General features: G+C 68.9%; 18 protein-coding genes, 2 tRNA genes and 1 pseudogene. 7 read left to right on the forward strand and 14 right to left on the reverse strand.

Annotated features, from left to right (window positions below):
- Window positions 1–97: 97 nt before the first annotated feature.
- Window positions 98–1,306: an ROK family protein gene (locus tag J9611_RS00835; RefSeq protein WP_211876792.1), complete on the forward strand. Its 1,209-nt coding sequence runs from the start codon at window positions 98–100 to the stop codon at window positions 1,304–1,306.
- A 22-nt stretch (window positions 1,307–1,328) separates the two neighbouring features.
- Here J9611_RS00835 and J9611_RS00840 read toward each other — a convergent pair whose 3' ends face one another.
- The 5 genes and pseudogenes from J9611_RS00840 to J9611_RS00860 form a co-directional block, all read right to left on the reverse strand.
- On the reverse strand, window positions 1,329–2,900 hold the full coding sequence (locus tag J9611_RS00840; RefSeq protein WP_211876794.1) for a Na+/H+ antiporter: 1,572 nt from the start codon (window positions 2,898–2,900) through the stop codon (window positions 1,329–1,331).
- 106 nt (window positions 2,901–3,006) lie between these two features.
- A complete protein-coding gene (locus tag J9611_RS00845; protein ID WP_211876796.1) occupies window positions 3,007–3,672 on the reverse strand; it encodes an NAD(P)H-binding protein in 666 nt (221 codons plus the stop codon).
- 44 nt (window positions 3,673–3,716) lie between these two features.
- Window positions 3,717–4,523, reverse strand: a complete 807-nt coding sequence (gene yidC / locus J9611_RS00850; protein WP_211876798.1) for a membrane protein insertase YidC — start codon at window positions 4,521–4,523, stop codon at window positions 3,717–3,719.
- Between the two features lie 24 nt (window positions 4,524–4,547).
- Window positions 4,548–4,985 (reverse strand): hypothetical protein, encoded by a 438-nt coding sequence (locus J9611_RS00855; RefSeq protein ID WP_211876800.1) that lies wholly within the window; start codon window positions 4,983–4,985, stop codon window positions 4,548–4,550.
- 357 nt (window positions 4,986–5,342) lie between these two features.
- A pseudogene (locus J9611_RS00860) lies at window positions 5,343–5,684 on the reverse strand (Y-family DNA polymerase); the annotation flags it as partial.
- Window positions 5,685–5,977: 293 nt separating this feature from the next.
- Between J9611_RS00860 and J9611_RS00865 the strand changes: the two are divergent.
- Entirely contained in the window at window positions 5,978–7,102 is a 1,125-nt protein-coding gene (locus J9611_RS00865) for a hypothetical protein (RefSeq protein ID WP_211876801.1), read from the forward strand.
- Between the two features lie 216 nt (window positions 7,103–7,318).
- Here J9611_RS00865 and J9611_RS00870 read toward each other — a convergent pair.
- The 4 genes from J9611_RS00870 to J9611_RS00885 form a co-directional block, all read right to left on the reverse strand.
- Window positions 7,319–7,392: transfer RNA gene (locus J9611_RS00870), tRNA-Met, on the reverse strand.
- A 61-nt stretch (window positions 7,393–7,453) separates the two neighbouring features.
- A tRNA-Thr gene (locus J9611_RS00875) sits at window positions 7,454–7,525 on the reverse strand.
- Window positions 7,526–7,756: 231 nt separating this feature from the next.
- On the reverse strand, window positions 7,757–9,934 hold the full coding sequence (locus J9611_RS00880) for a DEAD/DEAH box helicase (RefSeq protein ID WP_211876803.1): 2,178 nt from the start codon (window positions 9,932–9,934) through the stop codon (window positions 7,757–7,759).
- A 447-nt stretch (window positions 9,935–10,381) separates the two neighbouring features.
- The gene (locus tag J9611_RS00885; RefSeq protein ID WP_211876805.1) at window positions 10,382–11,035 is read right to left on the reverse strand and encodes an MOSC domain-containing protein; all 654 of its coding nucleotides are present in this window, start codon (window positions 11,033–11,035) and stop codon (window positions 10,382–10,384) included.
- Between the two features lie 249 nt (window positions 11,036–11,284).
- Here J9611_RS00885 and J9611_RS00890 point away from each other — a divergent pair, with 249 nt between their 5' ends.
- The 4 genes from J9611_RS00890 to J9611_RS00905 are packed head-to-tail and all read left to right on the forward strand — an operon-like array spanning window position 11,285 to window position 15,857.
- The gene (locus J9611_RS00890) at window positions 11,285–11,887 is read left to right on the forward strand and encodes a Tat pathway signal protein (RefSeq protein ID WP_211876807.1); all 603 of its coding nucleotides are present in this window, start codon (window positions 11,285–11,287) and stop codon (window positions 11,885–11,887) included.
- Window positions 11,888–11,889: 2 nt separating this feature from the next.
- Window positions 11,890–13,116, forward strand: coding sequence for a glutathionylspermidine synthase family protein (locus J9611_RS00895; protein ID WP_211876809.1), 1,227 nt, complete (start codon window positions 11,890–11,892; stop codon window positions 13,114–13,116).
- Window positions 13,113–14,645 carry an APC family permease gene (locus J9611_RS00900; protein ID WP_211876811.1) on the forward strand — a complete coding sequence of 511 codons (1,533 nt, stop codon included), beginning with the start codon at window positions 13,113–13,115 and terminating at the stop codon, window positions 14,643–14,645. Before J9611_RS00895 ends, J9611_RS00900 begins: the two co-directional genes overlap by 4 nt.
- A 21-nt stretch (window positions 14,646–14,666) precedes the next feature.
- Entirely contained in the window at window positions 14,667–15,857 is a 1,191-nt protein-coding gene (locus J9611_RS00905; RefSeq protein ID WP_211876813.1) for an acyl-CoA dehydrogenase family protein, read from the forward strand.
- A 164-nt stretch (window positions 15,858–16,021) separates the two neighbouring features.
- Here J9611_RS00905 and J9611_RS00910 read toward each other — a convergent pair whose 3' ends face one another.
- The 5 genes from J9611_RS00910 to J9611_RS00930 all read right to left on the reverse strand — a co-directional run bounded on the left by J9611_RS00910 (window position 16,022) and on the right by J9611_RS00930 (window position 22,079).
- A complete protein-coding gene (locus tag J9611_RS00910; protein ID WP_211876815.1) occupies window positions 16,022–17,434 on the reverse strand; it encodes an MFS transporter in 1,413 nt (470 codons plus the stop codon).
- Entirely contained in the window at window positions 17,431–17,970 is a 540-nt protein-coding gene (locus J9611_RS00915; protein ID WP_211876817.1) for a winged helix-turn-helix transcriptional regulator, read from the reverse strand. The genes J9611_RS00910 and J9611_RS00915 overlap by 4 nt, the downstream gene beginning before the upstream one ends.
- 167 nt (window positions 17,971–18,137) lie before the next feature.
- A complete protein-coding gene (locus J9611_RS00920) occupies window positions 18,138–19,418 on the reverse strand; it encodes a glycosyltransferase family 87 protein (protein WP_211876818.1) in 1,281 nt (426 codons plus the stop codon).
- A 6-nt stretch (window positions 19,419–19,424) separates the two neighbouring features.
- Window positions 19,425–20,618: a cystathionine gamma-synthase gene (locus J9611_RS00925; protein WP_211876820.1), complete on the reverse strand. Its 1,194-nt coding sequence runs from the start codon at window positions 20,616–20,618 to the stop codon at window positions 19,425–19,427.
- A gap of 72 nt (window positions 20,619–20,690) precedes the next feature.
- Window positions 20,691–22,079 carry a cystathionine beta-synthase gene (locus tag J9611_RS00930; protein WP_211876822.1) on the reverse strand — a complete coding sequence of 463 codons (1,389 nt, stop codon included), beginning with the start codon at window positions 22,077–22,079 and terminating at the stop codon, window positions 20,691–20,693.
- A 145-nt stretch (window positions 22,080–22,224) separates the two neighbouring features.
- On the opposite strand from J9611_RS00930, the gene J9611_RS00935 reads away from it, so the two are divergent.
- A complete protein-coding gene (locus J9611_RS00935) occupies window positions 22,225–23,358 on the forward strand; it encodes an ArsB/NhaD family transporter (RefSeq protein WP_211876836.1) in 1,134 nt (377 codons plus the stop codon).
- Window positions 23,359–23,456 lie beyond the last annotated feature (98 nt).

Below are 23,456 nucleotides of genomic sequence, written 5' to 3' on the forward strand. Positions count from 1 at the left end.
CTTCGGGGTTCGGAACCGGGTCTCTGGTATTTTAGATACAAGCTAAATATATTGTCCGGACAATTATCCGTCCCGTTGCAGGAGAGGTCAAGGTTCGATGCCCGAGGATCCGGTGCCGCAGCCGGCGGCCACCCCCCAGCTCCTGCGCCGCGTCAACGCCCTGGCGGTCCTGGGTCATATCCGCAGCACCGACGTCGCCACCGGGACCGGGCTGATGGCCCGGACCGGGCTGACCCGGGCCTCGGCCATCGCCGTCTGCGAGGACCTGATCCGGCGCGGCTGGATCCGCGAACTGGACAGCCCCCGGCGGGAGGGTGAGGGCGCCGGCAACCCCCGGAAGGGCCGGCCGGCCCGGCGCTTCGAACTCAATTCCCGGGCCGGATTCGTGCTGGGCATCGATATCGGCGCCGCCACCACGACGGCGGCCGTCGCGGACCTCCGCGGCACCGTCGTCGGACGCTCCAGCGAGAGCTTCCGGGCCGCCGACATCCCCCCGGCGGAGCGGATCGGCGTCGTGGACCGGGCCTGCCTGCAGGCGCTGGCGGCGGCGGGAGCGGCCCCGGGCAGGATCCTCGCGGCGGGTGCCGGCATCGCGGCGCCGGTGGACCGCAACGGCAAGGTGCTGGCGTCCCGGCACTTCTGGAGCCTGTTCGACGTCGGGCTCCGCTCCGCGTTCCGGGAGCTGCACGGCTGGACGGTGCTGCTGGAGAATGACGCCAATCTCGCCGTGCTCGGCGAACGCTGGCGCGGCTCCGGCGCGGGTGTGGATGACCTCGTGGTGCTGCTGGCGGGCGAACGCCTGGGCGCCGGTGTGCTGGAATCAGGCCGGCTGCTGCATGGCCGCGGCGGCGCGGCCGGCGAAATGGGCTACCTGGACCTGGTGGAGGGTGTCGGATCCAGCGACGGCATCGCCGCCCTGGCGAGGCAGTGGTCCCCGGCCGGCAACGGCACGCCCGGCGGTTCCCCGGCCGGCGGATCCGCCGGCGCACGGCAGGTATTTGCGGACGCCGCTGCCGGGGACCCCGCCGCGCGCGCGGTCCTGGACCGGATTTCCGAGCGGATGGCGCGCGTCATCGCCACCATCTCCAGCTTCATCAACCCGGAGCAGCTCGTGATCGGCGGCGCCGTCGCCGCGTCCGCCGCCGCGCTCCTGCCCGGCATCACCGCCGCACTGCCCCGTTTCACCGCCACTCCCCCGCGCGTGACGGTCTCCCCGCTGGGCGACGCCATCGTCAGCATCGGGGCGATCCGGCACGCGCTGGACTATGTCGAAGCGAATGCCCTGGAGCTGGAGCTGAGCCCGTAGCCGGAGTGAGCATGCAGCGTGGTCACTCCGGCATGATCATGGTGCGCAGGTCGAGCTGGCGCAGCACCCGGTCCGCGACTTCGGGGTCCATGTCCGGTTCGTTCCGGGCGGCCACCACTTCCTGCCGGGCCGCATCGAGGGCGATCGTCTGGACCGCAATGGCGAGCTCGCGTCCGCGTTTGCGCTTCTCCCCCAGGCTTTCGTCCTTCAGGCTGCCGTCCAGCAGTTCGGCATGAAGCCGCGTCATCTTCTCCTTGACGAGCGCCACCTTCTCCGGCGGCAGCTCCCGCATCAGCTCGGTGTCCTTCAGCGCCGCGATGGCGGCCTGCTGCGCGCGGTGGGCCAGGAGCCGTGCGGCGTCGCGCTCCTGGGAGCCGTCCTCCGAAGCCTGCAGGAGCCGCATCAGCCACGGCAGCGTCAGCCCGGGCAGCACCAGGGTGGCCAGCAGCACCGCGCACGCGATCACCAGGAGCTCGCTGCGGGCCGGGAACGGGGTCCCGTCGGCCAGGGTCAGGGGCAGCGCCAAAGCGAGCGCCAGCGTCGCGAGGCCGCGCATCCCGCACCAGGTCAGGATGAGCACTTCCTTGGCCGACGTGGGGCGCAGGCCGTCCTTCATGGCCCGGGACAGTCCGGACATCATCGCCATCCACAGGAACCGCACCGCCAACACCAGCACACAGACGACGACGGCCGTACCGGTCATGCCGAAAATGCCGCTGCCTTCGTCCCGGATGACCTGCCGCACCTCCAGCCCCACCAGCCCGAACGCCAGACCGGTCACCAGCAGCTCCACGACGTCCCAGAACGCGGTGCGCGTGACCCTCTCGGCGGCGTCCTGCGGCCTCGACTGGCGCTGTATCTCGAGCGCGGTGACGACGACGGCGATGACGCCGGAGGCATGCACCTCCTCCGCCAGGATGTAGGCCGCGAACGGCACCACGAGCGTGACGGCGCTGCGCGCCACCATGGAGGTGACGAGCCGGGTGATCAGGCTGGTGAGCCAGCCCATGGCAATGCCCACCACGACGGCGACCGCGGCCCCCAGGAGGAACTGCAGCACGACGTCGGGCGCAATCCTGGTGCCGGACACCGTCGCGGCAACCGCTGCCTGGAAGATGACGATGGCGGCGGCGTCATTGAAGAGGCCCTCGCTCTGCAGCACGGTGATGAGCCGCCGGGGCATATGGACGCGGCCCGCGATGGAGTCCACGGCGATGGGATCAGGCGGGGCCACCATGGCGCCGAGGGCGATCGTCGCGGGGATGCCGATCCCCGGGATCATGAGCCACGCCGCGCCGGCCACCACGGCCGTGGAGACCACCACGAGGGCGACGGCCAGCATGAGCAGGGTGCGCCAGCGGACCCGGAACACGGCCCAGGAGCTGCGCTGCGCCGTGGCAAACAGGAGGGGAGGAAGGAAGATGGGCAGGATCAGCTCCGGCGAAATCGCCAACTCCGGGAAGCCCGGGATGAAGGTCAGCGCGGCGGCCAGGATCAGCATCAGGACCGGGTAAGGCAGCCGAAGCCTGTCCCCCACCCCCACCGCCACCACCGTGGCCAGCAGCAGTCCCACGATGAGTGCCAACTGGTCCATGCGTTCCCTTTCCCCGGGAGTCGGCGCGATCCGTCCTGGATGCGCCGGCCGCCCCCACCACTTTACCGGGCAGCTGGCGGGAGCCGGCCGGTGCTGCCGGCCGGAGCTACGGCTGGTCGGGTGGCTCCAGCGCTGCCGCGAGGGGCAGCGTGCCGTCCCGGAAGGTAATGGTGTGTCCGATGCTGGCCGGCAGCCCGAGCGCCGCGGCCGCCACCCGGGCGACGTTGGCGCGCGCGGTGGCCGTGCCGTCCGAGGTGTCGGCGGGATCGACGTCGATCAGTCCGTTGCCGGGCCCGTCCGTGAGGGTGCCGGGGCCGAGGATGGTCCAGTCCAGGCCCGTGCCGCGCAGGTAGGCGTCCGCGGCCGCCTTGGCCTCGGCATAGGCGAAGAAGCCGTTGTCCGGCGGCACCCCGTGGTCCTGGCGGGCGCCCAGGTAGGACACCATGACATACCGTCCGACGCCGGCCTGCACCGCCGCGTCCATCGACCGGATCGCGGCGTCCCGGTCCACGGCGTAGGTGCGCTCCGGGTTGCCGCCTCCGGCGCCGGCGGACCAGACCACGGCGTCGTGGTTGCGGAGGGCTTCGGCGATTTCCGCCGTCGTCGAGTTCTCAACGTCCAGGACCGACGGCGTGGCGCCGGTGGCGGCGACGTCGCCCGCATGGTCCGGGTTGCGGATCAGGGACGTGACGTCGTCCCCTTCCGCGGTGAGGACCCGGGAAAGTTCCAAGGCCACCTTGCCGTGGCCGCCGATGATTGCGATTCGCGTCATGGACCCATTCTGTCCCACTCGGGCCGCGGATAGCAGCCAACGAATCACAGGCGGTCCTTGGGAGCTTCACCCCGGTCCCTGACGAAGAACTGCTGCGCCATGGTCCAGAGGTTGGTGGTGGTCCAGTAGATCAGGACCCCGATGGGGAAGATGATGCCGCCCACACCGAAGACGATCGGCAGGATATACAGCATCATCTTCTGCTGCCCCATGGATTGGCCCGCCATGGCCTCTTCGGACATGTTCTTGGCCATGATCAGCTTCTGGGTGATGAACTGCGAGGCCGTCATGGCCAGGATCATCAGGACGGTCAGCACTGTGACCGCCACTTTGTCGCCGCCGCCGAGCAGGGACGCGGAGAGCGGGGCGCCGAAGATGCTGGACTCGTCGAACTGCCGGACCTGCTCGACGCTCATGGCGCCGATGCCCTCGCCGCTGGCCTTGGCGGTGCTGATGCCGGAGAGGACCTGGAAGAGGGCGAAGAAGAACGGCATCTGGATCAGCATCGGCAGGCACGCCGAAAACGGGTTCGTGCCGTGCTTCTTGTACAGGGCCATCTGCTCCTGCGCCATGGCCTGGCGGGACAGTTGGTCGGTCTTGCCCTTGTACTTGTCCTGCATCTTCTTCAGGTCAGGCTGCAGCAGCTGCATGCCGCGCTGGGCCTTGACCTGCTTGACGAAGACCGGAATCAGGGCGGCACGGATGACCAGCACCAGCCCGATGATGGACAGCGTCCAGGTCCAGCCGTTGGCCGCCGGCAGGCCGATGGCGCTCAGTCCGTCATGGAATCCGACCATGATGACCGAGACCAGCCACTTGAACGGAAACATGATTTGTGCAAAAAGGTCCATACGACATCCCCATCCGTCAGGTGATCATCCCGCCCTTTTGGATCGCCACCGGTTATCGCTCTCCCGCGACGGCATCAGAAAATAGGTGGCGACCGTAAGGAAAATCCCGAGAGCGCAGGCGAGTCCCGGGATGGCGTAGCCGAACCCGCCAAGGTAGACGGCCAGGAACCAAACTACAGGCCAAACAAGCGCATCAAGCCAGCAAGCCCACCGCTGGCCGCTCTTCAATAACAGGAATGCGCCCCCGGCGAGAACGGCCATCATCGTCGCCGTCAAAATCACCAGGGCCGGTCCCTTGAGGACGTCGCCATCGGTAACGCCAGCGGCGTCATGTCTTGCCAGCGTCTGCCCGAGGCCGACTGACGCCGCTACGACGAGCCATATTCTCCCGGTCAACAGCATCACGTTCACAGTCTGCAGGGTGTCATAGGGCGCTCCGCCCAAGTGAAGGTCCTTATCCAAGCCGTGCGCCATACCCGACAGTCTGCCATTTATCGCCGGCCCCACCACGGACGCGGGTCGTCCGCGAGGGGTCGTTGCCGTCACCACCATGGTCCTCGCCGTCACCGCCAGTCACCGCCGCTGACGTCGTCGTTCCGGTGATCGAGAGACTCGCCTGAACGCTTCGCCCAGCATTCCAGTTGACTTGAACAAGTGCGAGTTGGTTCTAGCGAAACGGGCCCTCGGTAGAACCAACTCCCAACTCCTAGCGTCTCGTGAGGATACCGACGATGTCCCCGGCAATAAACGTTTGCTGAGTGGCCCCGAACGGATGGCAACTTTGAGGGCCCTCCCAATCGCCACTCACCGGGCTATTGGCTGCAGCCCGTATTTGGCCAGGCGGACGCTGGCATGCTGGGCGTAGACGCTGAGGACCTGGCTCAGGTCCGCCGCGGTGGTCCCGGGCGTGGCGAAGGACCGGGAGAGGATCAGCTGGTCCCGTCCGATGCGCTCTTCCTCCATGGGGATGCGGGGCGTGCCCTGCAGTTCCAGGACGGGCCGCATCATCACCACGGAGAAACGGTCCCGGATCATCACCGGATCCGCCCGGGCCAGGTCCAGGATGGAGTGGATGCCGAGCGTGTTGAGGCGTTTGGTGAGCCGGGTGGCGACGCCCCAGATCTCGATCACCGACAGCCGGCCCATCAGTGCCTCTCTACGTCGGCACCGACAACCGCCTCTCCAGCACGTAGCTGCGAGGAAAAGCTCGCAAGGTCCCTCACCAAAAAGCACAGGGGCACCGCTGCACTGTCAGGACGTCAGTCAAACCAACGCCTCTGAATTAAGTAACGGTCCAGTAACGCTTTCCTGCTTTGATCGCCCTATCTGACCAGAAGGATGTCGTACACCAAGCGAGTACCCGCCCGGCTGACATCACGGTCACATCAGCCCCCGCAGCGTCGCGGGTCAGGGAACGACGGTGTGGCGGATCAGGGAACGACCCACTAGGAGGCATGACCATGGCGGCTTGGTTGGGGACCAAAGAGGTGGCTTTCCTGTTGGCGCACGCGCCGGAGCTGCCTGTGCCACCGGCAGACTGGGAAGCGCAGGCGCGCCGGAAGATTTTCTACGATCCGGTGGACCATGCGGACCTGCGCTCGTACGTGAAGACTGTGTCGTTCGGCAAGGCCCGGCTGGTGGGCGACGTGTATGGCCCCTTCCAGGTCACAGCCAAACGACCCGATGGGAGCTGGCACATTGGCGGGGCCATGGAACAGGCCGTGGCAGCGGCCACGGCCGGAGGACAGCTATCGGGCGTCTCCTACTTTTGCGTGATCTTCACGGACCACCCTGGTCCCTCCTGGGCCTTTTGGGGGGCGGCAGGAGGCAGCTGCTATGTCGACATGCTCGATCCGCTCGGAGTCCTGGCCATGGAGAACCTGCACGTCTTGACACAGTTCGCAGACCTGTACGGCATCCCCGACAGTCCCGGTGCGTTCGACGTCATGGACTGTTCATGTGGCACCCACCCGTCTGTGTTCACGAAGCTGAACCTTGGTTGGATTGACGCGGGTACGGTGGCGACGGTACCGGCGTCGTCTGGAGTGGCGAGCCTGACGGTGCATGCACTGTCCCAGCCGCTCTCGGCGGCATCGACTCCGGGCCGCGTCCACGCAATCAGGCTGCCGTCGGCGGCAAGCTCAGGATACTATCTCGTCGAGGCGCGTGTACGTACGGACCGATACGAGGCCGCCACGCCGAACGTATCAAACGGCATCCCGAGCGAAGGCGTGGTCGTCTACTGGATCGACGAGGCATCCTGGCCACCGGTACACCTCAAGAAGGTGCTCACCACCGTGGGGGCCACTTTTCCGGACACCGCCCGCGGGCTGGAGCTCACACTCTCGGCAGTTGTCCCGGCGGGGTTCACCGTCACCGTCAACCGCACACCCCCTGCCGACTGCAAGTGGATTCGCGACGAATTGGCAGGCCTTGAAACAGAGATTCGTGGGCTGCAGGAGGAACTGCAACATGCCGGGCCCGGCGAGAAGGCTGCTCTGGCCGCGGAGATAAAGAGGCTCCAGGCGCAGCGCCAGAAACTCCACGACCGTGCCCGGCAGCTCGGTTGCCCCCCATGACCCCGGAAGTCCGCAGCTCGTGGCCGGGCCAGCTCCGCGCCGGAAACCGGGACTGTGGCTGCCACGCCGGAGGCGTCCCGGCAGCATGGCCCACCGCGGCCGACACCAACAGACGGGATCAGAGCGATGGTCCGTATGAGATGACTCTCGGAGAGCCCACATCTTTGGTGTACAAAAGACCCCCGGAATCTCAAGGATTCCGGGGGTCTTAGTCTGTAGCGGTGGGGAGGCTCGATCTCCCGACCTCACGATTATGAGTCGTGCGCTCTAACCAACTGAGCTACACCGCCATAAATGAGGAAAACCCGTGCGAAGCCGGTCAAAACCGCCTTGACACAGGCCCTCATTCAGAGCCCCCCACCGGAATCGATCCGGTGACCTCGTTCTTACCAAGAACGCGCTCTACCACTGAGCTAGGGGGGCAACGAGTAAATACTCTACCGGAAGATTCCCGGTCCAACAAATCGGCGGCCGGAGGGCCCCGAGAGCGCCGAAATCGGCGGAAATCCGGACTGTCAGGGGCCCGGAGACAGCGCGGGAGCGGCCGCGCGGCACCATCGGACACCCGGATGTGACCAAGGAAACTTAAGCAGGAACGGGCCGGCTGTCAGGCCGGCCCGTTCTCAGGGTGAATCAGTGCTTAGCAGCTGCTGGCTACCACTTGTTGCGGGGCGTGAAGCCGCCCTCGGTGCGCGGCTTGCGGGCCGCGTCGGAGGAGACGCCACGTTCGCTGAAGGAGCGTCCGCCGCGGTCGGCCGAGGAACGCTCGCCGCCGCCGGCGTAGCCGCCGCGGCCGCCGTCGCTCTTGCGGAATTCGCGCTTGAAGCCGCCGTTGCCCTTGAAGTTGCCGCCACGGTCCCCGCCGCCGGAGAAGCCGCCGCGGTCGCCGCCACGGCTGGCACCCTGGTAGCCGCCACGGTCGCCGCCGCGGTCGCTCGCTGGTGAACGGCCCTTGTCCAGCTCGAGGTGGATCAGCTCGCCGCCGATCCGGGTGCGGGACAGGGCCTTCAACTGGTCGGCGCTGAGGTCCGCGGGAAGCTCCACGAGGGAGTGGTCCGCGCGGATGTCGATGCCGCCGATCTGGGCCGAGGAGATGCCGCCCTCGTTGGCGATGGCGCCCACGATGGAACCCGGCATGACGCGCTGGCGGCGTCCGACGGCGATCCGGTAGGTGGCGTTGCCCTCGGTCAGGGTGCGGGTCGGGCCGCGTGAACCGAAGCCGTCCTTGGCGCGCTCGCGCTTCTGGAATTCAGGAGCGGCCGGCAGTTCCTTGACCAGGAGCGGCTGGCCGCCCTGGGCCATGACGGCCAGTGCGGCAGCGATCTCGGCGGCCGGAACGTTGTGCTCCTGCTCGTAGGAGGCGATGAGGTCGCGGAAGGCCGCGACGTCCTCGGACTCGAGCGTTTCGGTGATCTTCTCGGCGAACTTGCCCAGGCGCAGCGTGTTGACGGTCTCGGCCGTCGGCAGGTGCATCTGCTCCACCGGCTGGCGGGTTGCCTTCTCGATGGAACGCAGCAGGTACTTCTCCCGCGGCGTCATGAACAGGATCGCGTCGCCGGAACGGCCTGCACGGCCGGTGCGGCCGATGCGGTGGACGTAGGACTCGGTGTCGTGCGGGATGTCGTAGTTGACCACGTGGCTGACGCGCTCCACGTCAAGGCCGCGGGCCGCGACGTCGGTGGCGACCAGGATGTCGATCTTGCCGTCGCGCAGGGCCTCGACCGTGCGCTCACGCTGCTGCTGCGGGATGTCGCCGTTGATGGCGGCAGCCTGGAAGCCGCGGGACCGCAGCTTGTCGGCGAGGTCCTCGGTGGCCATCTTGGTCCGCACGAACGCGATGACGCCCTCGAAGTCTTCGACCTCAAGGATGCGGGTCAGCGCGTCGAGCTTGTGCGGGCCCATGACCTGCAGGTAGCGCTGGCGGGTGTTGGCGCCCGTGGTGGTCTTGGACTTGACCTGGACCTCGGCCGGGTTGTTCAGGTACTGCTTGGACAGCCGGCGGATCTGGCTCGGCATCGTGGCGGAGAACAGGGCAACCTGGCGGCCCTCGGGGGTCTGCTGGAAGATCTGCTCCACGTCCTCGGCGAAGCCCATGCGGAGCATCTCGTCGGCCTCGTCCAGCACCAGGTACTGGAGTTCGGACAGGTCCAGGGAACCCTTGGCGATGTGGTCGATCACACGGCCGGGGGTACCGACAACAACCTGGGCGCCGCGGCGCAGGCCGGCCAGCTGGGGGCCGTAGGCGGAGCCGCCGTACACCGGGAGGACGGTGAAGTCATCGATGTGCTTGGCGTAGGACGTGAAGGCCTCGGCAACCTGGAGCGCCAGCTCACGGGTGGGAGCCAGGACCAGGGCCTGGGTCTTGCGGGACGGGCCGTTGAGGTCGTGGAGCTCGGCCAGGCGGGACAGTGCCGGTACTGCGAATGCTGCAGTCTTACCGGTACCGGTCTGGGCCAGGCCCACGACGTCGCGGCCTTCGAGCAGCAGCGGGATGGTTGCTGCCTGGATCGGGGACGGCTTCTCGTAGCCGACGTCCTGCAGGGCGGCCAGGACACGGCCGTCGATGCCGAGGTCAACGAACTTGACGCCCTCGTCCTCGGCGTCCTCATCCTCGGATGCGGCCTTCGGGGCGGACTTCGCCTCGGCCTTGGTGTCCTCGGACTTGGCCTCGGTCTTGATGTCGTCCTGGGGGGCTGCCTCGGCAGCGGCCGGAGCTTCGGTGAATACCGGGGCTCCGGTGGTGGATCCGGCTGCGGGGGCAGCCGTCTCAGAAGTCTCGACGTCGATCTCGACGGTTTCGGTTTCGACGGAGTTGTTCTGATTTTCGGGCATAGGTGAATTTTCCTCATCCATAGGGGCCAAGCGGCACAACCCGAGGTGAGCGGAGCCGCAGTACGCGTGACCGTAAGCAGCCGGGCATCCTTTGACCGGCCGGTCACAGAAGTCCGGCGCTTTCGCAATCCCATGGCAGGACTTCGCGCTGCATCTCTTGGCTGCTATCTCAGCAGTCTGTACAGCGTTTTCTTTAGCCGGCTCTCCCTATGAAAATGCCCGCACCACAGTTGCGGGCCCCAACACTTGCCAGTCCTGCCTCAAGAATTGGGCAGGAAAAAGGGATTTCCGGAGTGGGGGATATTTCAAGTGTAGGGCATGGATCCGCACTTGGGTAACCCGGAAGGCCGACGGCGGCGGTGAGCTTGCGCACACGGCCCTCCGGACCGGCGGGATGGAAGTCAGCCGGACGGCACTCGCGACGGCAGCCGGCGCCACGGCCGGCGGTCACACGCCGAGCCGGCGGCGCAGCCTCTCGAATTCCTCGTGGTACTCGGGCTGGAGGCGGATCTCGCCGTCGGCGTCGGCGTCGCGCAGGGCCTCCATGTCGTCCAGGGTGGGGTCGGAGAACCATTTCCCGATCGTCACCCCGTGGGTGGGGACGAAGATCCGGTGGATGTGGTCCCCGGCCCGGATGGTGCCGGTGTGGACCACGCGGAGGTAGGTGCCCACCTTCCCGGCGTCGGCGAACCGCCTGGCCCATTCCGGCTCGCCCATCCGCCGCTGGAAGGTCGCGCAGGGCGTGCGCGGCGAGGTCACTTCGACCTCGACGTCGAGGCCGATCTTCCAGCGTTCCCCGATCACGGCGCTGGTGGCGTCGATGCCCGCGATGCGCAGGTTCTCGCCGAAGATGCCTGGCGGCAGTTCACGCCCGAGCTCCACTGCCCAGTAGTCGGCGTCGGCCTGGGAGTAGGCGTACAGCGCCTGGTCCTCGCCCCCGTGATGGATCCGGCTCGCCTGGATGTCCCCGCGCAGGCCCAGCTTGTGCACCCGGACGGGGCCGTCCACTGGGCGCTTGTCGATCGCCGTCACGCCGACGCTGCCCGCGTCCTCAAGCAGCTGGTGAACCCGGCAGACGGCAAGCACAGATGCGGTGTCCATGGCACCAGTGTAGGCCCGGCGCCGCTCAGGACAGGGCGTTGCGGCGGACCCGCCGTCTTCTCCCCCGTTTTTCCTTGGGCGGCGGCCCGGAAGTTGGCTAGGCTGGCTGCGGATGCTGGCCCCGCTGCGCTTAGCTGCCTGAACCAGCTCCAGCGGAGCATCCCGGTCACCGGGTACCGGAGGGACGAGCAAGATCGCGCAGGACGGAACCGTCCTACGGTTACGAGCAGGCGGAAGCAGGGGGACGCATTGGGCAGGCAAGAGGACCCGGAGGAGCCGCAGCCGGACAGGACACAGCCGGACAGGAAGCAGCCGCCGTGGCAGGTCCCCCAGCCCGAGCTCCGGCCTGAGCTGCTCAACCAGGCCCCGGCCGGCGCCCCGCCTTCTTCCGGCCCCTCGCCGGACGCCATCTTTGACCCCTTTGAACGCGAACGCGAGCGTGACCTGGCGGGCGCGGCGGCCCGGAAGAAGCGGTCGCAGCGCCGCACCGTCGTCGTCGGGCTCGGCGTGACAGCACTCCTGGCCGGCACCATCACCGCCATTGTTGCCAGCAACGAAGCGGAGCCCGACTACGCCCAGGTCTGCTTCAACGACGAAACCGGCGAGCGGGTAGAGGACACGAACTGCGGCAACAGCAGCAGCGCGGGACGCAGCTCCGCGCTCTACGCGTGGTACTTCTATTCCCGCGGCGCCAGCGTGCCCGGCGTGGGCCAGAACCGCTCCGGCTACCCCAGCTACACGAAGACGGTACCGTCCGGCGCGAGGCCGTCCACGGGGTACAGCACCAAGGGCGGCACGGTCAGCCGGGGCGGCTTCGGCGGCAGCTCCAAGGGCGGAAGCACGGGAGGCTAGGCATGAAGCGACTGGTATCCGAGCCGCGGCCGGACTGGAAACGGCGGATCGAGGAGCAGGGCCTGGTCTTCTCGACCACCGCCTTGCCCGACGGCAGGAACGTCGAGTACTGGCACGAGGGCGCCTATTACGAATTCACCATGGACGAGGTGGAGACCCTCGAACAGACCGCCGAGGACATGCACCTCATGTGCCTGGAAGCCGCGAAGTTCCTCGCCACCGGCGCAATGGGCACGATCGGCATCGGCGCGGAGGCGCTGGAGCTGGCGGGAGAGTCCCTGCAGGCCGGCGACGCGGACATCTACGGCCGCTTCGACTTCATCTACGACGGCTTGGGCGGCCCGGCCAAGATGCTGGAATACAACGCCGATACCCCCACCGGGCTGATCGAGGCCGCCGTCGCGCAGTGGTTCTGGCTCCAGGATGTCTTCCCCGAAAAGGACCAGTGGAACGGCATCCACGAGGCCCTGATCCGGCAGTGGAAGAAACTGCAGTACCGCACCGGCATGAGCACGCTGCATGTTGCCCACTCCGAGGCGGAGGAATCCGGCGAGGACTGGATGACCGCGGCCTACATGCGCGACGTCGCCGGCCAGGCCGGCTGGACCACGATCGGGATCAACATGTCCGACATCGGCTGGGATCCGAACCTCAACCGCTTCGTGGACCTGGACAACTTCCTGATCAGCACCATCTTCAAGCTCTACCCCTGGGAACTGATGATGAAGGAGCCGTTCGGGCACCGGCTGCTCCAGCGCGCCCACAATCCGCGCTGGCTGGAACCGGCCTGGAAGATGCTCCTGTCCAACAAGGCCCTGCTCGCCGCCCTCTGGCACCTCTACCCGGACCACCCCAACCTCCTCCCCGCCTACCTGGACGGCCCCGGTCCGCTCAAGGAATGGGTGGCCAAGCCGCTGCACGGCCGCGAAGGGGACAACATCAGGATCCACGCCGCCGGCATCCACCTCGAGCAGCCCGGCGGCTACGGCCGCGAAGGCTGGTGCTACCAGCAGTTCCACGCCCTGCCCGACTTCGACGGCAACCGTCCGGTCCTCGGGCTGTGGGTGGTGGGCGGCGAATCCGTCGGCTGCGGCATCCGCGAATCCGACGGTCCCGTCACCGACTACTTCTGCCGCTTCGTGCCGAACACCATCGACGCTCCGGCGCCGCTTCCGCCGGCTTCGAACCAGGGCCAGGCCTACTCCAGCAAGGCAGGTATCGCACCATGAGCACCCCGACGACGACGGCGGCCGGCGGCCCGGGCGGACCGGGCGGCCCGTCCGCGGTTCCCGCCAAGGGACTGCGGGCCGGAATCCTTGACCTCGGCGACTCGGTCATGCTGGGGCTGGCCTCCACCGCGCCGGTCTATTCGCTCGCGGCGACCCTGGGCCTGATCGTGGCGGTGAACGGCAATTACACTCCCCTGATCCTGCTGCTGGGCTTCGTGCCCGTGCTGTTCATCGCCTACGCCTTCCGCGAGCTCAACAGCGCCATGCCGGACTGCGGCACCACCTTCATCTGGGCGCGGCGGGCCTTCGGCCCCTGGGCCGGCTGGCTGGGCGGCTGGGGCGTGGCGCTGGCCGGCGTCGTGGTCCTCGCCAACCTCGCCCAGGTCGCCGGACAGTACCTGTGGCTGCTGATCGGGGACGGGTCGCTGGCCGGAAACAGCCTCGTGGTGACCGCCACCGGAGTTGTCTTCATTGCTTTCATGACCATGGTGAACTACCGCGGCATCCGGCTCGGGGAGCATGTCCAGCGCGTCCTGACGTACGTGCAGTATGGGTCCCTGGGCATCTTCGCGCTGGCTATCGTTGTGCGGATTACCGGGGCACCTGGCGGGGCACCTGGCGGAGCCATAGCCGGCCAGGCGTTTGACCTGGAGTGGTTCAACCCGGTCGGCGCCTTCGCCGATCCCGGCGCCGTCGTGCACGGCGCGCTGCTGGCCCTGTTCATCTACTGGGGCTGGGACACCTGCCTGGCCCTGAACGAGGAAACCGAGAACCCCGCCAGGACCCCGGGCCGCGGCGCCGTCATCTCCGCGTTCGTGCTCGTGGCCATCTATGTGTCCGTGGCGCTGCTGGTGATGATGTATGCCTCGGTGGGCACGGAAGGGATCGGCCTGGGCAACGAGGCCAACCGGAGCGACGTCTTCCTGGCCATGAAGGACGCGGTGCTGGGCCCGTGGGGCTGGCTGATCGTCGTCGCCGTGCTGGCCTCGGTGCTGTCCTCGACCCAGACCACCATCCTCCCCACCGCCCGCGGGACCCTGTCGATGGGCGTACACGGGGCGCTGCCGGCGAAGTTCGGCGAGGTCCACGAGCGCAACCGGACCCCCGGATTCTCCACCCAGGTCATGGGGGCCGCGGCGATCGCCTACTACGTGCTGATGAGCCTCGTGAGCGAGAACCTGCTCTCCGATTCCATCAGCTCCATCAGCCTGTTCATCGCCTTCTATTACGCCCTTACCGGCTTCGCCTGCGTCTGGTACTTCCGCGGGACCCTTGGCAGTTCGGCCCGCAACCTCTGGTTCCGGGGCATCCTGCCGCTGCTCGGGGCACTCCTGCTCACCGCCGCGTTCTTCATCTCGGCCGTGCAGATGTGGGATCCGGGCTACGGCGGCACCCGGATCCTGGGTGTGGGCGGGGCGTTCGTCAGCGGCGTGGTGCTGCTGGCGCTCGGGGTGGTGCTGGCCGTGGTGTGCCGGTTCGCGCCGGCCACCCGGGATTACTTCCGGAATCAGCCCGCCCCCGCGGTGTAGCCGGCGCCGTAGGATGCTGGAATGAGCCGTCTTCCCGAAGTTGCCGATGTATCCGATGTCCTGGCGATCGATTCCCTGCTGAGCGCCGAAGAGCTGGCCGTGCGCGAGAAGGTCCGCGATTTCACCAACCAGCGGATCCGCCCCGGGATCGCGGGGTGGTACGACGCCGGCGTCTTCCCGCTCGAGCTGGCTCCGGAACTGGGCGAGCTCGGGGTGCTCGGTATGGCGCTGGAGGGCTACGGCTGCCCCGGCCGCTCCGCCGTCGAATACGGCCTGGCCGCGATGGAACTGGAGGCCGGCGACTCCGGCATCCGCACCTTCGTCTCGGTGCAGGGATCCCTGGCCATGACGGCCATCCACAAATGGGGCTCGGAGGAGCAGAAGCAGGAGTGGCTCCCCCGGATGGCCGCGGGCGAACTGATCGGCAGCTTCGCGCTCACCGAACCCGCAGCCGGCTCCGACCCGGCGTCGATGACCACCTTCGCCCGCCGTGACGGCACGGGCCAGAACGCCGGCTGGGTGCTGGACGGCGCCAAGCGCTGGATTGGGCTCGCCTCCGTCGCGGACGTGCTGGTGGTGTGGGCGATGACCGACGACGGCGTCCACGGCTTCCTGGTCCCCACAGGAACTCCCGGGGTCACCGCGACGCCGATCGGGCAGAAGCTGTCGATGCGCGCCTCGATCCAGTGCGATATCACGTTCGACGGCGTCCGGCTGGGTCCGGAGGCCCTGCTGCCGGCCGCCCGTGGGCTGCGCGGGCCGTTCTCCTGCCTGAACGAGGCCCGGTACGGGATCGCGTGGGGCGCGATGGGCGCCGCCCGCGACTCCTACGAGGCCGCGCTGCGGTACTCCCAGGAGCGGCTGCAGTTCGGCCGGCCGCTCGCCGGGTACCAGCTCACGCAGGAGAAGCTCGTGAACATGCTGCTGGAGATCCAGAAGGGCACGCTGCTGGCCCTGCAGCTGGGGCGGCTCAAGGACGCCGGGAAGCTGCGGCCGGAGCAGATCTCGCTCGGCAAGCTCAACAATGTGCGCGAGGCGATCGCGATCGCCCGGGAGGCCCGCACCATCCTGGGCGGGAACGGGATCACCCTGGACTATTCGCCCCTGCGGCACGCCGTCAACCTCGAATCGGTCCGCACCTACGAGGGTACCGATGAGGTGCACACCCTGATCCTGGGCCAGCACATCACCGGCCTGGCCGCCTTCCGCTAGTTTCCGGCCGGTTTTGATCGGATGCCGCCGCCGTCCGGGGGGACTTTGGAGCCGATCCGGGCACCTGGGCTGCTAAACGACGGCGTGTCCGTGCCAAAGTGCCCCGGGACCGCGCCGAGGTCCGGCGCAGAGCCCTCTCCTCCTGACCAGGAGGGCATCCAGCCCTACGCCGGGACCGGCACCGCGTCCCTCCTGCCGGCGTCCCTGCGGATGGTCGCGCTGATCACGGCGGCGATGGTGCACATGGCCGCCGCGGCGAACCAGGCGTAGGAGTACTGCCCGGTGGCGTCGCGGACGGCGCCGGCTGCCAGTGCTGCCGCGGCCGCGCCGAACTGGTGGGCGGCGAACACCCAGCCGAACACCACGCTGCCGTCGGCGCCGAACACCTGGCGGCAGATCGCGGCGGTGGGCGGGACGGTGGCCACCCAGTCCAGCCCGTAGATGACGACGAACACGATCATGCTGGGCTGGACGGTGGCGCTGAGCAGCAGCGGCAGCACCAGCAGCCCGATCCCGCGGAACTGGTAGTACACGGCCAGCAGGATCCGCGGGTTGAAACGGTCGGTGAGCCAGCCGGACGCGATGGTGCCCACGATGTCGAAGATCCCGACGACGGCGAGCAGCCCGGCCGCGGTGGTTTCGGCCATGCCGTGGTCGTGGGCGGAGGGGATGAAGTGGGTGCCGATCAGCCCGTTGGTGGTGGCACCACAGATGGCGAATCCGGCGACGAGCGCCCAGAACGTGCGCACCTTGCTGGCCCGTTTGAGGACCTGCAGGGCCCGGACGGCGGCGTTCCCGCCGGGCTCGTTCCCGCCGGGCATGTTCCCGTCCGGCGCGGCCGCCACCCCGGGAGCGCCCGACGTGACCGGGCCACCAGCCGTCCGGGGTTCGCTTTCCTCCGGGGACTGGACCTCCGGGGACTGGACTTCCGCTCCCTGGACCTCCGCGCCGTAAGGCAGGGCGCCGACGTCGGCCGGTGAGTTCTTCAGGAACTTCAGCACGAGCGGCACCACGGCCAGCGCGCCCGCGGCGATCAGCAGCGAGGCCTGCCGCCAGCCGGGATCCTGGGCCAGGAGGGCGATGAACGGCAGGAACACCAGCTGGCCCGCGGCGCTGCCTGCGGTGAGGATGCCGATCACCAGGCCGCGGCTCCTGGCGAACCAGGTGTTGGCGATGGTGGCGGCGAAGACCAGCGCCATGGAGCCCGTCCCCAGCCCGATCAGCAGCCCCCAGGTCAGCAGGATCTGCCACGACTGGTTCACCAGCACCGTCAGCGCGCTGCCGGCACCAATCAGCACGAGGGCCACGGAGGTGACGGCGCGGATACCGAAGCGCTCCATCAGGGCGGCGGCGAACGGTGCCGTGAGGCCGAACAGGACAAGGTTGATGCTGACGGCGGCCGAGAGGACGGTGGTGGACCAGCCGAATTCGTTCTGCAGCGGCACCATCAGCACGCCGGGCGCGGCACGGAACCCGGCCGCGCCCACCAGCGCGAGGAAGGCCACGGCGGCCACGATCCAGGCCGGATGGATCCGGCGCTTGGGAGCCTGAAGGAGGGTGGTCTTGGGAGCGCTCATGCCGCGGTTCCGTTCTGGGAGGAGGATTTCGCCAGCGTAGCCGGGGTGGAGGCCGCCGTGGCAAGTGGCACGGGGTCCGCTGTCCGGGTCAGGCTGTGCCAGCTGGTGTTCCCGGCCGTGAGCCGTTCCCCGCAGGCCGTGCAGCTGTCCGCGGAGGAGGTCCGCTGGCCGCAGCCGCTGTGGACGACGAACATGTGGGCCTGCTCGGACGGCGCGGGCAGGTGCTTTTCGGACCAGAGCACGACGGCGTTCAGCACCGGCAGGGCGTCCTCCCCCTTGGCCGTGAGCGCATACTCCTGGCGGGTGCGGCCGCCGTCGTCGTACGGCTGGCGGGTGAGCAGCCCCGACTCCACGAGGGCCGCGAGCCGGTGGCTGAGGACGGAATCGGCCGCGCCCAGCCGGTTCTTCATGGCCTCGAAGCGGCCGTTGCCGAAGAAGACCTCGCGGAGCACCAGCATGCCCCAGGGGTCGCCGAGGATGTCCAGGCCGCGGGCCATGCTGCAGTTGCGTTGGGACCAGTCGGATCGGAGTGCCATGCAGGAAACCCTAGCTGACTCTTTTCAAGAAAGCTAGACCCTGCGCCGAACGGACACTTCGCGCCCGGTTTTTAGCGGATCCGGGGCGCGAACTGCCCGTTCGGGGAGGGGAGGGAGGGCTCAGGTGGGAGTCGCGGGGGTGGCGGGGTGGTGGCAGCGGCCGGGGGCTACCGGGCCGGGCGCAGTGCGGCGCGGGACGGCCGGTAGGCCAGCGCCCAGTACACCAGCATGGCCATGCCGCAGACCACGCCGAGGCTCGCGGCGATGAGCTGGCCCTGGGCCTGCGGATCCTTGCCCCACTCCTGCGCCCCGGCCATGACCGCGAGGTACTTGGGTGTCAGGTAGAAGGCCACCGCCGAGGCGGCGACGATGATCCAGCCGGCGAGGCGCATCTTCCCGTCCCGGGACGGCACCCGGTGCATCGCGAACCCCATGCACGGCAGCGCCACTGCCATCCAGACCCAGTGGTGGGACCACGACACGGGGCTGACCAGCAGCATCAGCACGGCGGTGGCGGACACGGCCACGAAGTTCTCGTCCGCGGCGACGGCCCATTTGATCGCGAGCGCGGCCACGGCGGCCAGCGCCAGGGCCAGCACCAGCCACACCACGCTCGTCACGCCGGAGTCCGGCAGGCCCAGGTGCAGCAGCAGCCCCTTGACGGAGAGGTTGTCCACATAGGCCGGGCCGCCGATCCGCCCGGTGTCGGGAAGGATCTTCGTCCAGAACGTCACCGAGGCCGTGGGCAGCAGGGCCCAGGCGAGGGCAAGGGAGCCGAAGAATCCGGTGGCCATCCAGCCGAGGGCCTTGAAGTCGCGGCGGACCAGGAAGTACAGCCCGAACGCGAGCGGAGTGAGCTTGATGCCGGCCGCGATCCCGATCAGGAGCCCCGCGGGCCAGCGGATCTCCCCGGCCCGCACTTTCCCGTGCAGCGCGAAGTCGGCCAGGATCAGTCCCATCAGGATGATGTTGATCTGGCCGAAGTCGAAGGTGTCGCGCCACGGCCCCAGCAGCAGGATCGCCGCGGTGCCGGCGAGGGCCACGGCCCGGAACCGCCAGTCGGCGGCGGCGTCCCGCCACCGGCCGAGGCCGAAGTAGTGCCGTGCCAGCCACGCCGAGACGACCGCCGCGCCCAGCAGCGCCGTCGTGGTGAAGACCAGGCTCCCCGCACCCTGGCCGAGCGACGCGAGGGCCGCGAACAGCAGCGCCGCGAAGGGCGGGTAGGTGAAGGGCAGCCCGTCGCGCGGCGCATAGAGTTCGTTGACGCCTGTTTCGCCGGTCTGCAGCACCCGGCTGCCGCCGTAGAAGTAGACCTCGAAGTCGTTCATGAGCGGGATGTAGGAGGAGTACAGCACCACCAGGGCGACGACGACGGCGAGCGCGCCGGCCGCCGTCGCGAGCCAGCCGCGGGTGGTGGACGGGACGGCCCTGGTGGTGGCGGTTGTCACGGGCTGTTAGCTGCCTGACTCGGGGCCGGAGAGGCCGGCGAAGGCCTGCTCGAGGTCGGCGATGAGGTCCTCGACGTCCTCGATGCCGCAGGAGAGCCGGATCAGGTTGACCGGGACGGCCAGTTCGGTGCCCTTGACCGAGGCGTGCGTCATCTCCGAGGGGTAGTTCATCAGGGATTCGATCCCGCCCAGGGACTCGGCGAGGGTGAACACCGAGGTCGATTCGGCGACCTTGCGCGCCGCCGACTCGCCGCCCTTGAACTGCACGGAGATCATGCCGCCGAACTTCTTCATCTGCTTCTTGGCCAGCTCGTGGCCGGGGTGGGACGGCAGGCCCGGGTACAGCACGGCCTCCACCTCGGGGCGCTCCAGCAGCCATTCGGCGACGGCCTGGGCGTTGTCGCTGTGGCGGTCCATCCGGACGCCCAGGGTCTTGAGCCCGCGGGTGGTGAGGAAGGCGTCCATCGGGCCGGAGACGGCGCCGACGGCGAACTGCACGAAGCCGATCTTCTCGGCCAGGCCCGCGTCGTTGACCACAATCGCGCCGCCAACGACGTCGGAGTGCCCGCCGATGTACTTGGTGGTCGAGTGCACCACGATGTCCGCGCCGAGGGCGAGCGGGGTCTGCAGGTACGGGGAGGCGAAGGTGTTGTCCACCACCAGGAGGGCGCCGGCGTCGTGCGCCAGCGTGGCCAGGGCCGCGATGTCGGTGATCTTCATCAGCGGGTTCGAGGGCGTCTCCACCCACACGAGGCGGGTGGTGCCGCCGTTGCTTCCGCCGGCGGCGATGGCGGCCGCCACGGCGTCGACGTCGGACATGTCCACCGGGGTGTTGGTGATGCCCCACTCCCCCAGGACGCGGCTGATCAGCCGGTAGGTTCCGCCGTAGGCGTCGTTGCCGAGCACGATGTGGTCGCCGGGACGGGCCAGGGCGCGGATCAGGGAGTCCTCGGCGGCCAGACCGGAGCTGAAGGAGAATGCGGCGGTGCCGCCTTCCAGCGCCGCGAGCTGTTCCTGCAGGGAGTCGCGGGTGGGGTTGGTGCCGCGGCCGTACTCGTAGCCGGAGCGCAGGCCGCCGATGCCGTCCTGGGCATAGGTGGTGCTGAAGTGCACCGGGGGGACCACGGCGCCGGTGCGCGGCTCGAAGGCCTGGCCGGCGTGCACGGCGCGGGTGTTGAAACCGGGGTTTTCTTTAGACACGGAGTTCCTTTCGGCTGGTATCCGGTGATCGAGCTTGTCGAGATCCTGGTTTCGACAGGCTCAACCGGCGGATCAGTTGCTGAGGTAGGCGAGGAGGTCGTGGCGGGTCAGGATCCCCACCGGGGCGCCGACAAACGTCACCATGATGGTGTCGGCGTCGGAGAGGAGTTCGCGGGCCGTCGAGATCGATTCGAGCGAACCGATCACGGGCAGGCGTTCCCCCATGTGTTCGGAGATCTTGTCGGACAGTTTCGCCTCGCCGCGGAAGAGCTTGGCGGTGAGGGTGCGTTCGTCGACGGCGCCCAGCACCTCGCCCATGACGACGGGCGGCTCCTGGGAGAGCACCGGGATGTGCGAGACGCCGTACTCGTTCATGATGTTGATGACGTCCCGGACGCTCTCGTTGGGGTGGATATGGACCAGGTCCGGGAGTTCGCCGGTCTTGGCCTTGAGCACCTCGCCCACGGAGGAGGTTTCGTCGCTGCTGGCGAGGAAGCCGTAGGAGCGCATCCACTGGTCGTTGAAGATCTTGGCCAGGTAGCCGCGGCCGGAGTCCGGCAGGATGACGACGACGACGGCGTCCGCCGGCAGGTCCTGGGCAATCTGCAGCGCGGCGACGACGGCCATGCCGGAGGAACCGCCCACGAGCAGGCCTTCCTCGCGGGCCAGCCGGCGCGTCATGGCGAAGGAGTCGGCGTCGCTGACGGCGATGACGTCATCCGGGACGGACTTGTCGTAGTTGGCGGGCCACATGTCCTCGCCCACGCCCTCGACGAAGTACGGCCGGCCCGTGCCGCCGGAGTACACGGACCCGGCGGGGTCGGCGCCGATGATCCTGACCACCCCGCCCGCGTCCGCCGGCCGGTGCGCGGAGACTTCCTTCAGGTACCGTCCGGTGCCGGTGATGGTGCCGCCGGTGCCGGCGCCGATCACGCAATGGGTGACCAGGCCGTCGGTGTCGTTCCAGATCTCCGGTCCGGTGGTTTCGTAGTGGCTGGCCGGCGCCGCGGGGTTGGAGAACTGGTCCGGCTTGTACGCTCCGGGGATCTCCGTGACCAGCCGGTCCGAGACACCGTAGTAGCTCTGCGGGCTGTCCGGGGGGACGGCGGTGGGGGTCACGACCACTTCGGCCCCGTAGGCCTCGAGCACGGCCCGTTTGTCCTCGCCCACCTTGTCCGGAACCACGAAGATGCAGCGGTAGCCCTTCTGCTGGGCCACGAGGGCCAGCCCGACGCCGGTGTTGCCCGAGGTGGGTTCCACGATGGTCCCGCCGGGCAGCAGCTTGCCGGTGCGTTCGGCCTCGTCGATCATCTTCGCCGCGATGCGGTCCTTGATCGAGCCGCCGGGGTTCAGGTATTCCAGCTTCACCAGGACTGTCGCCCCGATGCCGTCGGTGACGTGGTTCAGTTTGACGAGCGGGGTGCGGCCGATGAGGTCCAGAACAGATTGGGCATACTTCATAGGTACAAAGTTACCGTCTCCGCGGCCCGGGGCACGTCGGGCTGGCGCCCGGCGGCCCGGGGTGCGACGTGCCAGGTGCGAGGATAAGGCTGTGAAGCGCTGGGGCCGGCTGACGAAGCTGAAGAGCTACCTGTTCCCCGCCGGCATGCTGCTGGCCGGGGCGGCTGCCTTGGCCTCCGGCCTGCTGCCGGGGCCGGCGTTCCAGGTGCTGGCCGCGCGCACCGTGCCGGTCCTGGCGTTCGTGGTGTCCATGTCCCTCGTGACGGAACTCGTGGACGACGCCGGGCTGTTCCGGGTGGTCACGGAGCGTCTCGCCGCGCTGGGCCGGAGCCGGGTGACCCTGCTCTGGCTGCTGGTGATCGGCCTGGCCGCCGTCTCCACGGTGTTCCTGTCCCTGGACACGACGGCGGTGCTGGTGACGCCCGTCGTCGTGCTGCTGGCCGTCCACGCCCGGATCCCGCCGCTGCCGTTCGCGCTGACCACCATCTGGCTGGCCAACACCGCGTCCTTGCTGCTTCCGGTGTCCAACCTGACCAATCTGCTGGCCCAGGACCGGCTCAGGCTCAGCCCGGCCGCCTTCGCCGGACTGGTCTGGGCGCCGGCCCTGGTGGGAATCCTCGTCCCGTTGGGGATCCTGTGGCTGGCGTTCCGGCGGGATCTCCGCGGTCGGTACGGGCCGCAGCCGGTCCACCCGGTGCGGGACAGGGTGCTGCTCTCCTCGGCGGCCGGCGTGATGGTGCTCCTGCTTCCGGCGCTGGTGTCCGGCGTGCCGGTGCAGATTCCGGCGCTGGCCGCGGCGGCGATCCTGCTGGCGCTGTTCCTGTGGCGCCGCCGATCGGCGCTGCGCTGGTCCATGATCCCGTGGCGGCCGCTCATGCTCACCTCGGGCCTGTTCATGGTGGTCGAGGCCCTGCATGCCAACGGCCTGACCAGGTTGGTGTCAGGGATCGCCGGCCCCGGGGACGGCCTGCCCGCGCTGCTGCAGCTCGCCGGGCTGGGCGTGGGAGCGTCGAATGCTGTCAACAACCTGCCGGCCTACCTCGCACTGGAACCCGCGGGCGGATCACCGGCACGGCTGGCGGCCCTGCTGATCGGGGTGAACCTTGGCCCGCTGGTGACCCCGTGGGCGTCCCTCGCCACACTGCTCTGGCATGAGCGGCTCCGCACGCTCAACGTCGAGATCCGCTGGGGAGGCTTCGCGCTTGCCGGACTCGCCGCCGTCGTCCTCACCGTTCCGCTGGCCGTCGTGGCGCTGTGGCTCGTGGCCGGCCTGCACTGAGCGGGCCCGCGCTGAGCGGGCCGGCGCTGAGGCGGGCCGGCGCTGAGGCGGGCCGGCGGGAGCCGCACGCCAGCGTGCGGGCGCCGGCCGGCGGGGCG

It is taken from the genome of Pseudarthrobacter albicanus (genome assembly GCF_018224015.1).
Lineage (GTDB): Bacteria > Actinomycetota > Actinomycetes > Actinomycetales > Micrococcaceae > Arthrobacter > Arthrobacter albicanus.

Coding starts and splice junctions, on each gene's coding strand:
- J9611_RS00835 (WP_211876792.1), top strand. CDS start 98: ATGCCCGAGGATCCGGTGCCGCAGCCGGCGGCCACCCCCCAGCTCCTG.
- J9611_RS00840 (WP_211876794.1), bottom strand. CDS start 2,900: ATGGACCAGTTGGCACTCATCGTGGGACTGCTGCTGGCCACGGTGGTG.
- J9611_RS00845 (WP_211876796.1), bottom strand. CDS start 3,672: ATGACGCGAATCGCAATCATCGGCGGCCACGGCAAGGTGGCCTTGGAA.
- yidC (WP_211876798.1), bottom strand. CDS start 4,523: ATGGACCTTTTTGCACAAATCATGTTTCCGTTCAAGTGGCTGGTCTCG.
- J9611_RS00865 (WP_211876801.1), top strand. CDS start 5,978: ATGACCATGGCGGCTTGGTTGGGGACCAAAGAGGTGGCTTTCCTGTTG.
- J9611_RS00880 (WP_211876803.1), bottom strand. CDS start 9,934: ATGCCCGAAAATCAGAACAACTCCGTCGAAACCGAAACCGTCGAGATC.
- J9611_RS00885 (WP_211876805.1), bottom strand. CDS start 11,035: ATGGACACCGCATCTGTGCTTGCCGTCTGCCGGGTTCACCAGCTGCTT.
- J9611_RS00895 (WP_211876809.1), top strand. CDS start 11,890: ATGAAGCGACTGGTATCCGAGCCGCGGCCGGACTGGAAACGGCGGATC.
- J9611_RS00900 (WP_211876811.1), top strand. CDS start 13,113: ATGAGCACCCCGACGACGACGGCGGCCGGCGGCCCGGGCGGACCGGGC.
- J9611_RS00905 (WP_211876813.1), top strand. CDS start 14,667: ATGAGCCGTCTTCCCGAAGTTGCCGATGTATCCGATGTCCTGGCGATC.
- J9611_RS00910 (WP_211876815.1), bottom strand. CDS start 17,434: ATGAGCGCTCCCAAGACCACCCTCCTTCAGGCTCCCAAGCGCCGGATC.
- J9611_RS00915 (WP_211876817.1), bottom strand. CDS start 17,970: ATGGCACTCCGATCCGACTGGTCCCAACGCAACTGCAGCATGGCCCGC.
- J9611_RS00930 (WP_211876822.1), bottom strand. CDS start 22,079: ATGAAGTATGCCCAATCTGTTCTGGACCTCATCGGCCGCACCCCGCTC.
- J9611_RS00935 (WP_211876836.1), top strand. CDS start 22,225: ATGCTGCTGGCCGGGGCGGCTGCCTTGGCCTCCGGCCTGCTGCCGGGG.